Genomic DNA, 15,064 nt, shown 5'->3' with positions numbered 1-15,064 from the left:
TGGTGTGGAGCCGGTGACTGCCGGTGGACGAGACCAGGACGCGACTGCCATGAACCACGACACGACCTCCTCCACCCGCGGGGAGAGCCTCCTGTCCACGCACTCCGTGTACGGGGCCCCGTGCTGGGTGAGTCTCACCAGCCGTGATCTGGAGGCCACCGAGGAGTTCTACTCCGCCGTGCTGGGCTGGCGGTGGCGGCCCGTCCGGCTGGGCGAGCCCTTCCGGATCGCCCTGGCCGACGGGGTGCCGGTGGCCGGGATCGCCGCCGTCGCCGCGATGTGGCAGATGGCGGTGGCATGGACGCCGTACTTCGCCGTGCGCAGTGCGGACGAGGCCGTGTCCCGGGCGCAGGAGCGCGGCGGCACCGCCGCGGTCGGGCCGATCTCCCTGCCGCCGGGGCGGGCGGCCCTGCTCGCCGACCGGGACGGCGCGACGTTCGGGATCTGGGAGGGCGAGCTGTTCTCCGACTGGGACGCCTGGCGCACCAAGCGTCCCGCCTTCATCCGGCTGCACACCCGCGACGCCTTCGACGCCGCGATCTTCTACGGCGAGATCTTCGAGTGGGCGTCGGGGCAGGGCGGCTGCGAGGTCCGGTACGAGGGCGACGAGGTGGTCCTGCGCCACGAGGGCGAGGTGGTGGCCCGCATCGAGTCGGGAGCGCTGGGCGCCGCTCCCGACCCGGCCGTCCGGCCGCACTGGCAGATCCACTTCGCGGTCGAGGACGTCACGGCCTGTGCCCGCGTCGCGGAGCGGCACGGCGGCAGCGTGCTCTCGCTGAGCCCTGACGAGGCGGTGCTCCGGGACGCCGACGGCGCGCAGTTCACGGTGACCGCGCGCCGCCTCGGCAGCTGAGTTCACCGGCTCACCGGCCGGTGCGGGAGGGCCGGGAGAGCAGCACGAGGCTGCGCTGCTCGACGGTCAGCCGGGTGCCCGCCTTGTGCTCGGCCTCGTCGGGGACGCCGTCCGGGTCGGCGGTGTCGACCAGGGCCGTCCAGCGTTCGCCGTAGCCGGCGCCGGGCAGCCGGAACTCGGCGGGCTCCCAGTGGCTGTTGAGCAGCAGCAGGAAGGAGTCGTCGACCACGGGCCGGCCGCGCGGGTCGGGTTCGGCGATGGCGTCGCCGTTGAGGAAGACGCCGACGGTGTGCGCGTCGGAGCGCTGCCAGTCGCCGTCGGTCATCTCCCGCGCGTCGGGCCGCAGCCACACCAGGTCGGGCAGTGGCTGGTCTGCGTGGGTGAGGGTCTCGCCGTGGAAGAAGCGGCGCCGGCGCAGTACGGGGTGGTCGGCGCGCAGCGCGATCAGGCGCCGGGCGAAGTCCAGCAGCGCGCGCTGCTCGCCGCCGAGCCGCCAGTCGATCCAGGAGATCTCGTTGTCCTGGCAGTAGGCGTTGTTGTTGCCGCGCTGGGTGCGGCCCAGTTCGTCGCCGTGGCAGAGCATCGGGATGCCCTGGGAGAGCAGGAGGGTGGCCAGGAAGTTGCGCTGCTGGCGGCCGCGCAGCTCCCGGACGGCCGGATCCTTGGTGCCGCCCTCCACGCCGCAGTTCCAGGACCGGTTGTGGCTCTCGCCGTCCCGGTTGTCCTCGCCGTTGGCCTCGTTGTGCTTGTCGTTGTACGAGACGAGGTCGCGCAGCGTGAAGCCGTCGTGCGCGGTGACGAAGTTGACGCTGGCGCGGGGGCGGCGGCGGCTGTGCTGGTACAGGTCGGAGGAGCCGGTGAGCCGGGAGGCGAACTCGCCGAGCGAGTGGTCCTCGGCGCGCCAGAAGTCCCGCACGGCGTCGCGGTACTTGCCGTTCCACTCCGACCACAGCTGCGGGAAGTTGCCCACCTGGTAGCCGCCCTCGCCGACGTCCCAGGGCTCGGCGATCAGCTTGACCCGGCTGATCACCGGGTCCTGCTGGATGAGGTCGAAGAACGCGGACAGCCGGTCCACCTCGTGGAACTGCCGGGCCAGGGTGGCCGCGAGGTCGAAGCGGAAGCCGTCGACGTGCATCTCGGTGACCCAGTACCGCAGCGAGTCCATGATGAGCTGGAGCACGTAGGGGTGACGCATCAGCAGGCTGTTGCCGGTGCCGGTGGTGTCGTAGTAGTGCTGCCAGTCGCCGTCCACCAGGCGGTAGTACGAGGCGTTGTCGATGCCGCGGAAGGAGAGGGTGGGGCCCTTCTCGTTTCCCTCGGCGGTGTGGTTGTAGACCACGTCGAGGATCACTTCGAGGCCGGCCTCGTGCAGGGTCTTGACCATCGACTTGAACTCGCTGACCTGCTGGCCGCGGGTGCCGAGGGCGGCGTAGCCGTTGTGCGGCGCGAAGAAGCCGATGGTGTTGTAGCCCCAGTAGTTGGACAGGCCGCGGTCCTGGAGCACGCCGTCGTGCACGAACTGGTGCACCGGCATCAGCTCCACGGCACTCACGCCGAGGGAGGTCAGGTGTTCCACGACCGCCGGGTGGGCCAGGCCCGCGTAGGTGCCGCGCAGTTCCTCGGGCACGCCGGGGTGGGTGCGGCTGAGGCCGCGGACGTGGGCCTCGTAGATGACGCTCTCCGAGTACGGGCGCCGGGGCGGGCGGTCGTCGCCCCAGTCGAAGAAGGGGTCGGTGACGACGCCGAGCATGGTGTGCCCGGCGCTGTCGCCCGGGTCGGCCTTGCCCCTGGCCCGCTCGAAGAGGGAGGCGTGGTTGTCCACCAGCCCGTCCACGGCCCGCGTATAGGGGTCCAGGAGCAGCTTCGCCGGATTGCAGCGGTGGCCGACGGCCGGGGCCCACGGACCGTGGACCCGGTAGCCGTAGCGCTGCCCCGGGCCGACGCCGGGCAGGTAGCAGTGCCACACGAAGCCGTCGACGTCGGGCAGCGGGACGGTGCTGTGGCGGCCGTCGTCGTCGACGAGCACGAGGTCGACCCGCTCGGCGACCTCGCTGAACAGCGCGAAGTTGGTGCCCTGCCCGTCGTACGCGGCCCCCAGGGGGTAGGGGTGCCCGCTCCACACGGGCGACCCCTTCCAGTTCGGCCTGGCGCGGGTCACCGGGCCTCCTCCAGGACGCCGCTGCCCGTACGCGCCCAGCCGGCCACCCGGGCCACCGGCATGATCTCGCGCGGCACTTCCAGCCCCTCCTGGGTGATCGGCTCGGGCTCGGTCGCCACCAGCGGGACGCGTTCGCCGGCCCGGGCGCGGCGCGAGAACCAGATGACCTTGGCGCCGGTGTCGGTGGCGCAGCAGCCCCAGCCGTCGCTGTTGGCGGCGAGGTGCTGCAGGCAGGTGCGCAGGTCGTGGTCGGGACGGAGCGCCTGGTCGTTGCCCCCCACGGCCGTGATGAGGTGCTGGTGGTTCCACCACATCTCGATCGACGTGCTCTTGTCGCTGGCGTGCTCGTCGATCGCCAGGAGCAGCATCTCGGCGCCCGAGCAGACGGGTTCGACGAGGTTCTCCAGGTTCCAGAACCGGAGGTGAGCGGCCAGGATGCGCCTGACCTGTCCGACCCGTTCCGGGCTCACTTCCACGTCGAGGTGGTAGTAGCAGGGCACTGCGGTCTTCATCGTCGTGGCTCCTCACCGCGAAGGCTCTCGCTCCTCCTCGTCCCTTGGGGGACGGGCTCCCCGATCACGAAGCGTGAGCGCTGATCGCTTCTGAGTCACTCCAGAGTGGGAGCGGTAGTCCATTCGTGCAACACGAGCAGCTCGGGGGCGGATTCGGGACGGGAACGGGTGACAAAAACGGTTGAAGATCCAACAAGACGGGGCGTGACCGCCCGTGCACCATGTGTGAAGAACTCGATCGCCCAGATCCCGAACGTTCAGAACCCGATCGTCCGTACCACCGGACCGTCCGGAAGGTGACCGGCCATGCTGCTCCCCGCGAAGAGCGAAGTCGCCCGGCAGCTGCGGCATTACCGCGCCTGGGAACGCTCGATGCTGGCGTCCCCCGCGGACGTCACCGTCCGGACCACCTTCGAGGACTCCGGATACACCCTCTGCGTGCTGATGGGGAAGCGGTGCGCACGCGAGGCCGCGGACGCGGCCGAACGGTATCTGCGGACGAACCTGGTCACCCATGCGCAGGAACAGCCGGAACGGCTCGCCCCGTCGGGGCACCGGGCCCCCTCCGGCGCGGCCTGACCCGATCGGCCCAACCCAACCGGCCGGGCCCGCGCCCGGCCACGAGCACGGCGGAGGTGAGATGCGGATGAGCGCGACCGTGGGGATCGGACGTATCCCGGTCCGGGACGTCCAGCCGGTGGTGGAGTACGGCAGGCGTCCGGCGAAGGCGGTGACGGGAGAGACGTTCCGGGTCACCGCCACCGTGTTCCGGGAGGGGCACGACGCGGTGGCCGCCAACGTCGTGCTCAAGGACCCCGAGGGCCGGCCGGGCCCGTGGACGCCGATGCGGGAACTGGCACCGGGCACCGACCGCTGGGGCGCCGACGTCACCCCGGACGCGCCGGGCGACTGGACCTACCGGGTGGAGGCGTGGAGCGACCCGGTCGCCACCTGGCGGCACGCCGCGCGGATCAAGATCCCGGCGGGCATCGACGCCGGTCTCGTCCTCGAAGAGGGGGCGGAGCTGTACCGGCGGGCCGCGGCGGGAGTGCCGAAGGACTCCGGGCGGGACGTGCTGCTGGCCGCCGCCACGGCCCTGCTCGACGACACGCTGCCCGTGGCCACCCGCCTGGCGGCGGGGTTGACGCCGCAGGTGGACGCGGTCCTGGCCCGTCACCCGCTGCGGGACCTGGTCACCTCCTCCGACCCCCTCCCCCTGCTCGTCGAACGCGAACGCGCCCTCTACGGCGCCTGGTACGAGTTCTTCCCCCGCTCCGAAGGCACCCCCGCCCAGCCCCACGGCACCTTCCGCACCGCCGCCCGCCGCCTGCCCGCCATCGCCGCCATGGGCTTCGACGTCGTCTACCTCCCCCCGATCCACCCCATCGGCACCACCCACCGCAAAGGCCGCAACAACACCCTCTCCGCCACCGCAGACGACGTCGGCGTCCCCTGGGCCATCGGCTCCCCCGAAGGCGGCCACGACACCGTCCACCCCGCCCTCGGCACCCTCGACGACTTCGACCACTTCGTCACCCGGGCCACCGCACTCGGCCTCGAAGTCGCCCTCGACTTCGCCCTCCAGTGCTCCCCCGACCACCCCTGGGTCCACAAACACCCCGAGTGGTTCCACCACCGCCCCGACGGCACCATCGCGCACGCCGAGAACCCGCCCAAGAAATACCAGGACATCTACCCCATCGCCTTCGACACCGACCCCGACGGCCTCCACACCGAAACCGTCCGGATCCTGCGCCACTGGATGGACCACGGCGTGCGCATCTTCCGCGTCGACAACCCCCACACCAAACCCGTCGCCTTCTGGGAACGCGTCATCGCCGACATCAACACCACCGACCCCGACGTCATCTTCCTCGCCGAGGCCTTCACCCGCCCCGCCATGATGGCCACCCTCGCCCAGACCGGCTTCCAGCAGTCCTACACCTACTTCACCTGGCGCAACACCAAACAGGAACTCACCGAATACCTCACCGAACTGTCCGGCGACGCGGCGGCGTACATGCGGCCCAACCTCTTCGCCAACACCCCCGACATCCTGCACGCCTACCTCCAGCACGGCGGCCGCCCCGCCTTCGAGGTCCGCGCCGTCCTCGCCGCCACCCTCTCCCCCGCCTGGGGCATCTACAGCGGCTACGAACTCTGCGAGAACACCCCCCTGCGCCAGGGCAGCGAGGAATACCTCGACAGCGAGAAGTACCAGCTCACCCCCCGCGACTGGGCCACCGCCACCCGCGAGGGCACCACCATCGCCCCCCTCCTCACCCGCCTCAACACCATCCGGCGCCAGCACCCGGCCCTGCACCGGCTCAGGAACCTCCGCTTCCACCACACCGACAACGACGCGCTCATCGCGTACAGCAAGCGCGAGGGATCCGACGTCGTCCTGGTGGTCGCCAACCTCGATCCGCATCGCACCCAGGAGGCCACGATCTCGCTCGACATGCCCCAGCTCGGCCTGGACCGGCACGACTCCGTGCCGGTCCACGACGAACTCACCGGCCGGACCTACCACTGGGGCCGGGCGAACTACGTGCGGCTGGAGCCCGGCCGGGCTCCCGCCCACGTCTTCCACGTCCGGCGTCCGTCCGCCGCCACCGCGCCGCAGAACGGAGGGTCAGGAGCCTCATGACCGTCAACGAGCCCGTACCTGACACCTTCGAGGACACCCCCGCGGGGGACCGGCACCCGGACTGGTTCAAACGAGCCGTCTTCTACGAGGTCCTCGTCCGCTCCTTCCAGGACAGCAACGGCGACGGCGTCGGCGACCTCAAGGGCCTGACCGCCAAGCTGGACTACCTGCAATGGCTGGGCGTGGACTGCCTGTGGCTCCCGCCCTTCTTCAAGTCGCCGCTGCGCGACGGCGGCTACGACGTCTCCGACTACACCGCCGTCCTGCCCGAGTTCGGCGACCTGGCCGACTTCGTCGCCTTCATCGACGCGGCCCACCAGCGCGGCATCCGGGTGATCATCGACTTCGTCATGAACCACACCAGCGACCAGCACCCGTGGTTCCAGGAGTCCCGCAAGAACCCGGACGGGCCGTACGGCGACTACTACGTCTGGGCCGACGACGACACCCAGTACGCCGACGCCCGCATCATCTTCGTCGACACCGAGGCCTCCAACTGGACCTACGACCCGGTCCGCGGCCAGTACTACTGGCACCGCTTCTTCACCCACCAGCCGGACCTCAACTACGAGAACCCGGCCGTGCAGGAGGAGATGCTCGCCGCCCTGAAGTTCTGGCTGGACCTGGGCGTGGACGGCTACCGTCTCGACGCCGTGCCCTACCTGTACGCCGAGGAGGGCACCAACTGCGAGAACCTGCCCGCCTCCCACGCGTTCCTCAAGCGGGTGCGCCGCGAGATCGACGCGCAGTACCCGGACACCGTGCTGCTGGCCGAGGCCAACCAGTGGCCGGAGGACGTGGTCGACTACTTCGGCGACTACGCGACCGGCGGCGACGAGTGCCACATGGCCTTCCACTTCCCCGTCATGCCCCGCATCTTCATGGCGGTCAGAAGGGAGTCCCGCTACCCGGTCTCCGAAATCCTCGCCAAGACCCCCGCGATCCCGTCCGGCTGCCAGTGGGGGATCTTCCTGCGCAACCACGACGAGCTGACCCTGGAAATGGTCACCGACGAGGAACGCGACTACATGTACGCGGAGTACGCCAAGGACCCGCGCATGCGCGCCAACATCGGCATCCGCCGCAGGCTCGCCACCCTGCTGGACAACGACCGCGACCAGATCGAGCTGTTCACCGCGCTGCTCCTCGCCCTCCCGGGATCCCCGATCCTCTACTACGGCGACGAGATCGGCATGGGCGACAACATCTGGCTCGGCGACCGCGACGCCGTGCGCACCCCCATGCAGTGGACCCCGGACCGCAACGCCGGGTTCTCGACCTGTGACCCGGGGCGCCTCTACCTGCCCGCGATCATGGACCCGGTCCACGGCTACCAGGTCACCAACGTCGAGGCGTCCATGGCCTCGCCCTCCTCGCTGCTGCACTGGACCCGGCGCATGATCGAGATCCGCAAGCAGAACCCCGCCTTCGGCCTGGGCACCTACACCGAGCTGCCCTCGTCGAACCCGGCCGTCCTGGCGTTCCTGCGCGAGTACGAGGACGACCTGGTGCTGTGCGTGAACAACTTCGCGCGGTTCGCCCAGCCCACCGAGCTGGACCTGCGCGAGTTCGCCGGACGCCATCCGGTCGAGCTGTTCGGCGGGGTCCGCTTCCCCGCCATCGGTGAACTGCCGTACCTGCTGACCCTCGGGGGCCACGGCTTCTACTGGTTCCGGCTCACCCGAGTCGCATCCCGCATCGGCCGCCGCGCTTGAGCGTGGGCCGAGGAAAGGACGCGTCACCATGCCGAAGACCGCACCCCTGCGCCCCAGACGCAGGCAGCTCGCCGAGCCGATGGCGTCGCTCGGCGAGTTGCTGCGCCAGTGGCTGCCGCGCCAGCGCTGGTTCGCGGGCAAGGACCGGCCCGTGGCCGAGCTGGGCCTGCTGTCGATGACCGAGCTGTTCCCGGGCTGCCTGCACCTCCTGGTGCACACCGGGCAGGGCTCCGTGCCCTCCCCGGGCGGTGCTCCCCCGGCCGGGGACTGCTACCAGCTGCTCCTCGGCGTGCGCGAGCAGCCCGCACCGCGGCTGGGCCGGGCCGTCATCGGGCAGGTGCAGGACGGGCCGCTGGCCGGACGGACGGTCTACGACGCGCTGCACGACCCCCGGACCGCCCAGCTGCTCCTGGAACGGCTCCGGCACCCGGGGAAGGCGGGGCCCCTGCGCTTCGAGGCCGACCCCGCGCGCCCGGTGCCCGGTGGTCTCGCACCGCGGCTGCTGGACGCCGAGCAGTCCAACTCCTCGCTGATCTACGGCGACGAGTTCATCCTGAAGCTGTTCCGCCGCGTCCAGCCCGGCGTCAACCCCGACCTGGAGGTGCCGGACGCGCTGGCCCGGCAGGGCTGCGGGCGGGTCCCCGCGCCGGTGGCATGGATGCGCACGACCCATCCGTACGGGGCTACGCTGGGCGTGCTCCAGCCGTTCCTGCCGGGTGCCTCCGACGGCTGGACCCTCGCCCTGAACGCGCTCGCCGCCGGGGACGAGTTCACCGTGCAGGCCCACGAGCTGGGGCGGGCGATGGGCGACGTGCACCTCGCGCTGGCCTCCGCCTTCCCGGTCGGCGCCCCGGGCGAGAACGGCCGCACCGCGGCGGCGATGACCGAGCGCCTCACCGCGGCCGCGCACTGCGTGCCCGCGCTGCAGCCCTTCGTCCCGGGTCTGCGGGCGGCCTTCGCGGCGCTGTCGACCTGCGACTGGGGGCCGCCCGCCCAGCGCATCCACGGCGACCTGCACCTCGGTCAGGTGCTGCGGGCCGGCCGGGACTGGTTCGTCATCGACTTCGAGGGCGAGCCCTCGCGTCCGCTGGCCGAGCGGCGCAGCGCCCACTCCCCCGTGCGGGACATCGCGGGGATGCTGCGGTCCTTCGACTACGCCGCCCGGCAGCGCCGGCCGTGGCGCCCGGAGTGGGCGCGCCGCTGCCGGGAGGCGTTCTGCGCGGGCTACGCCGCCCGCGCCGGGTGGGACCCCCGTAAGAAGCACGGCCTGCTGCGCGCCTACGAGACCGACCGTGCCGTGTATGAGGTGCTGTACGAGGCCCGGCACCGCCCCGACTGGCTTCCCGTACCCATGGCGGCGATCGAACGACTCGCCGTGAGAGGAGACTGACCCGTGGCCCTCCGCGACACCTCGATCCCCGAGCCGTCCGGTCCCGTCGCGCCCGCACCCGGTGCGTGCGCGACCGCGCCGCCCCTGGACCCCACCGACCGGGGGCGCCTGCTGGCGGGCGCCCACCACGACCCGCACGCCCTGCTGGGCGCCCACCCGGTGCCCGGCGGCGTCGCCTTTTGGGCGCTGCGCCCCTTCGCCCGCGAGGTGGGTGTGCTCGTGGACGGCGAGCGCCACGCCCTGGCCTCGGAGGGGGACGGCCTGTTCTCCGGTGTGCTGCCGCTCGCCGGGATGCCGGCGTACACGCTGGTGGTGGCCTACGAGCAGGGCGAGGCGCAGGAGACGCACGACCCGTACCGCTTCCTGCCCGCCCTGGGCGAGCTGGACCTGCACCTGATCGCCGAGGGGCGGCACGAGCAGCTGTGGCAGGCGCTCGGCGCGGAGCCGATGACCCACGAGGGCGTCACCGGCACCCGGTTCACGGTGTGGGCGCCGAACGCCCAGGGGGTGCGGGTCGCCACCGACTTCACGCACTGGGACGGCACCGCGTTCCCGATGCGTTCGCTGGGTTCGTCCGGGGTGTGGGAGCTGTTCCTGCCGGGCGTCGGCGAGGGCACCCGGTACAAGTTCGAGATCCACTCGCGGTACGGGCACCGGTTCCTGAAGGCCGACCCGATGGCCCGCGCGGCCGAGGAGCCGCCGAACACCGCGTCCGTGGTGACCGCCTCGCGCTACGAGTGGGGCGACGCCCGGTGGATGCGGACCCGCGCCGACACGCCCGTGCACGAGGCGCCGTTCTCGGTGTACGAGGTGCACCTGCCGTCCTGGCGGCCGGGCCTGACCTACCGCGAGCTGGCCGAGGAGCTGCCCGCCTACGTCAAGGACCTGGGCTTCACCCACGTCGAGCTGATGCCGGTCGCCGAGCACCCCTACGGGCCGTCCTGGGGCTACCAGGTCACCGGCTTCTACGCGCCGACCGCGCGCCTCGGCTCGCCGGACGACTTCCGCTTCCTGGTCGACGCGCTGCACCGGGCCGGGATCGGCGTGATCATGGACTGGGTGCCGGCGCACTTCCCGAAGGACGACTGGGCTCTGGGCCGCTTCGACGGCGACCCGCTGTACGAGCCCGGGGACGACCGGCGGGCGACCCACCCGGACTGGGGGACGTACACCTTCGACTTCGCGCGCACCGAGGTGCGCAACTTCCTGGTGGCCAACGCCGTGTACTGGTGCGAGGAGTTCCACATCGACGGGCTGCGCGTGGACGCGGTCGCCTCGATGCTCTACCTGGACTACTCGCGCGACTCCGGCCAGTGGGAGCCCAACCGGTACGGCGGCCGGGAGGACCTGGCGGCCATGGCCTTCCTCCAGGAGATGAACGCGACCGTCTACCGGCGCTGCCCCGGCGTGGTGACCATCGCCGAGGAGTCGACCGCGTGGGGCGGGGTGACCCGGCCGACCGACACCGGCGGGCTCGGCTTCGGCCTGAAGTGGAACATGGGCTGGATGCACGACTCGCTGGAGTACGTCGCCCACGAGCCGGTGCACCGCAAGTACCACCACCACGAGATGACCTTCTCGATGGTGTACGCGTACAGCGAGAACTACGTGCTGCCGATCTCCCACGACGAGGTGGTGCACGGCAAGCAGGCGCTGGTGTCGAAGATGCCCGGCGACTGGTGGCAGCGGCGGGCGAACGTGCGCGCGTACCTGGGCTTCATGTGGGCCCACCCGGGCAAGCAGCTGCTGTTCATGGGGCAGGAGTTCGCGCAGGGCGCCGAGTGGTCGGAGAAGCAGGGGCCCGAGTGGTGGCTGCTGGACGAGGGGTACCACTCGGCGGGCGACCACCGCGGGGTGCGGGACCTGGTCCGCGAGCTCAACACCCGCTACGCGCGCACTCCGGCCCTGTGGCAGCGCGACACCGACCCGGGCGGTTTCCGGTGGGTCTCGGTGGACGCGGCCGAGGACAACGTCTTCGCGTTCCTGCGGTACGGCACGGACGGCACGCCGCTGCTGGCGGTGTCGAACTTCTCGCCGGTCGTGCGGCACGCGTACGGGCTCGCCGTCGGTGACGAGGCCGTCGCCTGGCAGGAGGTGCTCAACACCGACGCCGAGGAGTACGGCGGCGGCGGCGTGGCCAACCCGGACCCGGTCAAGCCGGAGGACGGGAGCATCCTGATCACGCTGCCCCCGCTGGCGACGGTGTGGCTGATGCCGTACGCCCCGTGAGCCGGGCAGGTGTCCGGCCGGCTGTCCGGGGCAGTCGGTCGGTGACACCGGCCCGCAGAGAGGCGGCATCACGTGCGCACCGTCGGAGTGGAGGAGGAGCTCCTCCTGGTCGATCCCGCGACCGGTGAGCCGCGGGCGCTGTCCGCCGCCGTACTCGCCCGGGCGTTCCTCGACGGCTCCGGGCAGGACGTGTTCGAGAAGGAGCTGCACGAGCAGATGCTCGAGTTCGCCACGCATCCGCAGGCGGACATGGAGCGGCTGCACGCCGAGATCGTCCGCTGCCGCGAGGAGGCCGGGCGGCATGCCGGCGGGAGCGGGTGTGCCGTCGCCGCGCTCGCCACCTCACCGCTGCCGGTGACGCCCTCCATCGGCGTGAACCGGCGCTACGAGTGGATGGCCGAGCAGTACGGCGTCGTGGTCCACGAGCAGCTGGTCCTGGGGTGCCACGTGCACGTCTCGGTCGACTCCGACGAGGAGGGCGTCGCGGTGATCGACCGGGTGCGGCCCTGGCTGCCGGTGCTGGCCGCGCTGAGCGCGAACTCGCCGTTCTGGCAGGGCCGGGACTCCTCGTACAGCAGCTATCGCAGCCGGGTGTGGCAGCGCTGGCCGTCGGCCGGTCCCACGGAGCTGTTCGGCTCGGCGGAGCGCTACCACCGCAGGGTCGCGGACATGCTCGCCACCGGGACGATCCTGGACGACGGGATGGTCTACTTCGACGTCCGGCTCTCCCAGCGGTATCCGACGGTCGAGTTCCGGGTCGCGGACGTCTGCCTGGACGCCTCCACCGCGGTCGTCCTGGCCGCGCTCGCCCGCGCGCTGGTCGACACGGCGGCGTGGGAGTGGCGCGCGGGAGTGGAACCGGCCGAGCACAGTGTGAGCCTGCTCCGCCTCGCGGCCTGGCGGGCCGCCCGGTCCGGGCTGACCAGTGAGCTGCTCCATCCGGCGACGATGCGGCGGATGCCGGCCGAGACGGTCGTACGGGATCTGCTGGAGCATGCCGGGCAGGCCCTCGCGGCCGCGGGCGACCTGGAACGGGTGCGCGGGGGTGTCGAGGAGTTGCTGCGGCACGGCAACGGCGCCCGCGTCCAGCGCGAGCTGCTGGCGCGCTCGGGCAGCCTGCGTGAGGTGGTCGCCGCGTGCGTGCGCCGTACTCAGGCCGTCTGAGACCTCAGAAGATCAGGGCGAGGGCGTAGCCCAGCAGGCCCACCGCGAAGATCAGCACGACCGCGAGGATCAGGGCCATCGGCCCCTTGGCCCAGCCCTTGGCCGGATTGGTGAGCAGGTCCTGCGGGCCTGCCTCGGGCATGCTGCTCTCCGCCGGCGGGGTCTCCCCGGGCGGCACTCCGCCGCCCGGCTCCAGGCCGGTGCTGAGTCGGGGTTCGGGATCCGGATTCACATAGCTCATGGCCCCCGAGTCCCCCGATCGGGCCGAGATCACCGGGTGGGAACACTTCTGCCGTCCGGGTCCCCCGCCGCCCGCGGCTGGGCTAGCCTCCGAGCACCGTCGACCACGGTGTCCGTCGGCGACGTCACCGTCCGTACACGTCAGGAGCCGGCGCATGCACGACCCCGCACTCGCTCCCCGGACCGTCCCGCCGCTGACCGGCTCGCTCGCCGACAGCCTCTTCGAGACGGCCGCCCGCACGCCGACCCTGCCGATGCTCGCCCGCCGCCGCGGCCCCGGCTCCACGGCGTGGGACGAGGTGACCGCGGTGGAGTTCCGCGACGAGGTGGTCGATCTGGCGAAGGGCCTGATCGCGAGCGGGATCTCGCCGGGCGACCGGGTGGCGATCCTGGCCCGCACCCGGTACGAGTGGACGGTCTTCAGCTACGCCCTGTGGACGGTGGGCGCCGAGGTGGTGCCGATCTACCCGACCTCCTCGCGCGACCAGGTCGAGTGGATCCTGCGGGACGCGGGCTGCGTGGGCGTGCTGGTCGAGGACGAGCAGAACGTGATGACCGTCGGCTCGGTGTGCGCGTCGCTGCCCGCGCTGCGCCACGTCTGGCAACTGGACGCGGGCGCCCTGGACACACTGGTGGCGCGCGGCGCGTTCCTCCCGTCCGCCACGGTCGACTCCATGCGGCGCATCGTGCTGCCGGACGCCACGGCGGTGGTGGCCTACACCTCGGGCACCTCCGGCCGCGCGCTCGGCTGTGCGCTGAGCCACCGCGGCCTGGCCGGCCCGTGCGACACGCTGCTCGCCGGCTGGGGTCACACGGTGGCGCCGCCGGGAGAGCAGGGCGCGGTCCTCGCCTACCTGCCCTTCTCGCACGTGTACGGGCTGATGATCCAGAATCTCTGCGTCCGCGGCGGGTTCCTGATGGCCCACGAGCCGGTGCCGACCGGGGAGGCGCTCTCCTCTGCCCTGCGCTCGTTCCGCCCGACGTATCTGTACGCCGTCCCGTCGGTGCTGGAGAAGATCTACAAGAATTACCTGCGCACGGCCCAGCAGGCGGGACACGGTGCCCTGTTCGAGCGGGCCGCGGACACGGCGCGCGCCTTCGCCGCGGCGCTGGAGCGCCGGCGCCTGGGCAGGGGAACCGGGCCCGGACTCGACCTGCGCCTCCAGCACGCCCTGTACGAGCGGACGGTGTACCGGCGGCTGCGCACCGCGCTGGGCGGCCGGGTGACCCGGGCCACGTCGGGCGGTTCGCCGCTCAGCCGCGAGCTCGCCCTCTTCTACGAGGGCATCGGCGTCTACGTGCACGACGGCTACGGGCTGACGGAGACCAGCGGCGGGCTGACGATGCAGCCGCTGGGCCGGGAGAAGTCTGGCACCGTCGGGCAGGCGCTGCCCGGCATGGAGATCCGGGTGGCGGACGACGGGGAGATCCTGGTGCGCGGGCCGTCGCTGTTCCAGGGGTACGTCGGCGACGGGTCGGCCACCCGCGAGGTGCTGCGCGGCGGCTGGCTGGCCACCGGCGACCTCGGGCACCTGGACGACGAGGGCTACCTGGCGATCACCGGCCGCAAGAAGGACGTGATCATCACCAGCGGCGGCAAGAGCGTGGCCCCGGCCGCCCTGGAGCAGCGGCTGCGGATGCACCCGCTGGTCCACCAGGCGGTGCTGGTCGGCGACAACCGGCCCTGCGTCGGTGCGCTGATCACGCTCGACCCGGAGTTCCTGACGCACTGGCGGGCGTCCCTGGGGCTGCCCGGCGACGCCCCGGCCCGGGAGGCACGCGAGGAGAACGCGCTGCGGGAGGAGGTCGCGCGTGCCGTGGCCGCGGCCAACAGCGCGGTGTCGCGCTCGGAGTCCATCCGGGTCTTCCGGGTCCTTCCCCAGCCCTTCGACGTGGCGGGCGGACTGCTCACCCCGTCGATGAAGCTCCGGCGGGACGAGATCGTACGGACCTACTCCCTGGAGATCGACGCCATGTACGAGGCTCGGTCCCACCGCCGGCCGACGACGCCGCCGCTCCAGGAGCCGGCCGGCTGGGAGGACGCGGACAACGTGTTCTTCCGCTGAGCCGGTGCCCGCCCGTCCCCGGCCGGAGCCCGCCGGCGCGACTAGGTTCGGCCCGCACGGGAACTTACAGACGAAGGGGGTGCGAAG

The 15,064-nt window shown here is 72.0% G+C and carries 11 protein-coding genes; 8 read left to right on the top strand and 3 right to left on the bottom strand.

Annotated features, from left to right (window positions below; translation table 11 throughout):
- Positions 1-49: 49 nt before the first annotated feature.
- Positions 50-853, top strand: coding sequence for a VOC family protein (locus tag ACH4D3_RS10985; RefSeq protein ID WP_398319477.1), 804 nt, complete (start codon positions 50-52; stop codon positions 851-853).
- A gap of 10 nt (positions 854-863) precedes the next feature.
- Here the strand turns inward: ACH4D3_RS10985 and glgX are convergent, their stop codons facing one another.
- Together glgX and ACH4D3_RS10975 are read right to left on the bottom strand one after the other, a co-directional pair.
- Positions 864-3,011, bottom strand: a complete 2,148-nt coding sequence (gene glgX / locus ACH4D3_RS10980) for a glycogen debranching protein GlgX (protein WP_398319474.1) — start codon at positions 3,009-3,011, stop codon at positions 864-866.
- Positions 3,008-3,523, bottom strand: a complete 516-nt coding sequence (locus ACH4D3_RS10975; RefSeq protein WP_398319471.1) for a pep a2 — start codon at positions 3,521-3,523, stop codon at positions 3,008-3,010. The genes glgX and ACH4D3_RS10975 overlap by 4 nt, the downstream gene beginning before the upstream one ends.
- 306 nt (positions 3,524-3,829) lie before the next feature.
- On the opposite strand from ACH4D3_RS10975, the gene ACH4D3_RS10970 reads away from it, so the two are divergent.
- The 6 genes from ACH4D3_RS10970 to ACH4D3_RS10945 all read left to right on the top strand — a co-directional run bounded on the left by ACH4D3_RS10970 (position 3,830) and on the right by ACH4D3_RS10945 (position 12,671).
- Positions 3,830-4,102, top strand: coding sequence for a DUF5133 domain-containing protein (locus tag ACH4D3_RS10970; protein ID WP_398319469.1), 273 nt, complete (start codon positions 3,830-3,832; stop codon positions 4,100-4,102).
- 61 nt (positions 4,103-4,163) lie between these two features.
- Positions 4,164-6,173 carry an alpha-1,4-glucan--maltose-1-phosphate maltosyltransferase gene (locus tag ACH4D3_RS10965; protein WP_398319466.1) on the top strand — a complete coding sequence of 670 codons (2,010 nt, stop codon included), beginning with the start codon at positions 4,164-4,166 and terminating at the stop codon, positions 6,171-6,173.
- Complete coding sequence (treS, locus tag ACH4D3_RS10960; RefSeq protein WP_398319463.1) at positions 6,170-7,888, top strand: maltose alpha-D-glucosyltransferase; 1,719 nt, start codon at positions 6,170-6,172, stop codon at positions 7,886-7,888. Before ACH4D3_RS10965 ends, treS begins: the two co-directional genes overlap by 4 nt.
- A 28-nt stretch (positions 7,889-7,916) precedes the next feature.
- Positions 7,917-9,278 (top strand): maltokinase, encoded by a 1,362-nt coding sequence (locus ACH4D3_RS10955; protein ID WP_398319460.1) that lies wholly within the window; start codon positions 7,917-7,919, stop codon positions 9,276-9,278.
- 3 nt (positions 9,279-9,281) lie between these two features.
- Positions 9,282-11,507 (top strand): 1,4-alpha-glucan branching enzyme, encoded by a 2,226-nt coding sequence (gene glgB, locus ACH4D3_RS10950; RefSeq protein WP_398319457.1) that lies wholly within the window; start codon positions 9,282-9,284, stop codon positions 11,505-11,507.
- A gap of 72 nt (positions 11,508-11,579) precedes the next feature.
- Positions 11,580-12,671: a glutamate--cysteine ligase gene (locus ACH4D3_RS10945; RefSeq protein ID WP_398319454.1), complete on the top strand. Its 1,092-nt coding sequence runs from the start codon at positions 11,580-11,582 to the stop codon at positions 12,669-12,671.
- A 4-nt stretch (positions 12,672-12,675) separates the two neighbouring features.
- On the opposite strand, the gene ACH4D3_RS10940 is transcribed toward ACH4D3_RS10945, so the two are convergent.
- Entirely contained in the window at positions 12,676-12,912 is a 237-nt protein-coding gene (locus tag ACH4D3_RS10940; protein ID WP_398319451.1) for a DUF6480 family protein, read from the bottom strand.
- A 154-nt stretch (positions 12,913-13,066) separates the two neighbouring features.
- Between ACH4D3_RS10940 and ACH4D3_RS10935 the strand changes: the two genes are divergently transcribed.
- Positions 13,067-14,977: an AMP-dependent synthetase/ligase gene (locus ACH4D3_RS10935; RefSeq protein ID WP_398319448.1), complete on the top strand. Its 1,911-nt coding sequence runs from the start codon at positions 13,067-13,069 to the stop codon at positions 14,975-14,977.
- The last annotated feature ends 87 nt before the right edge of the window (positions 14,978-15,064 follow it).

The organism is Streptomyces sp. NPDC018026 (assembly GCF_044327745.1).
Classification (GTDB): Bacteria; Actinomycetota; Actinomycetes; order Streptomycetales; family Streptomycetaceae; genus Streptomyces; species Streptomyces rubrogriseus.
This window is presented reverse-complemented; position numbering and strand designations above follow the sequence as displayed.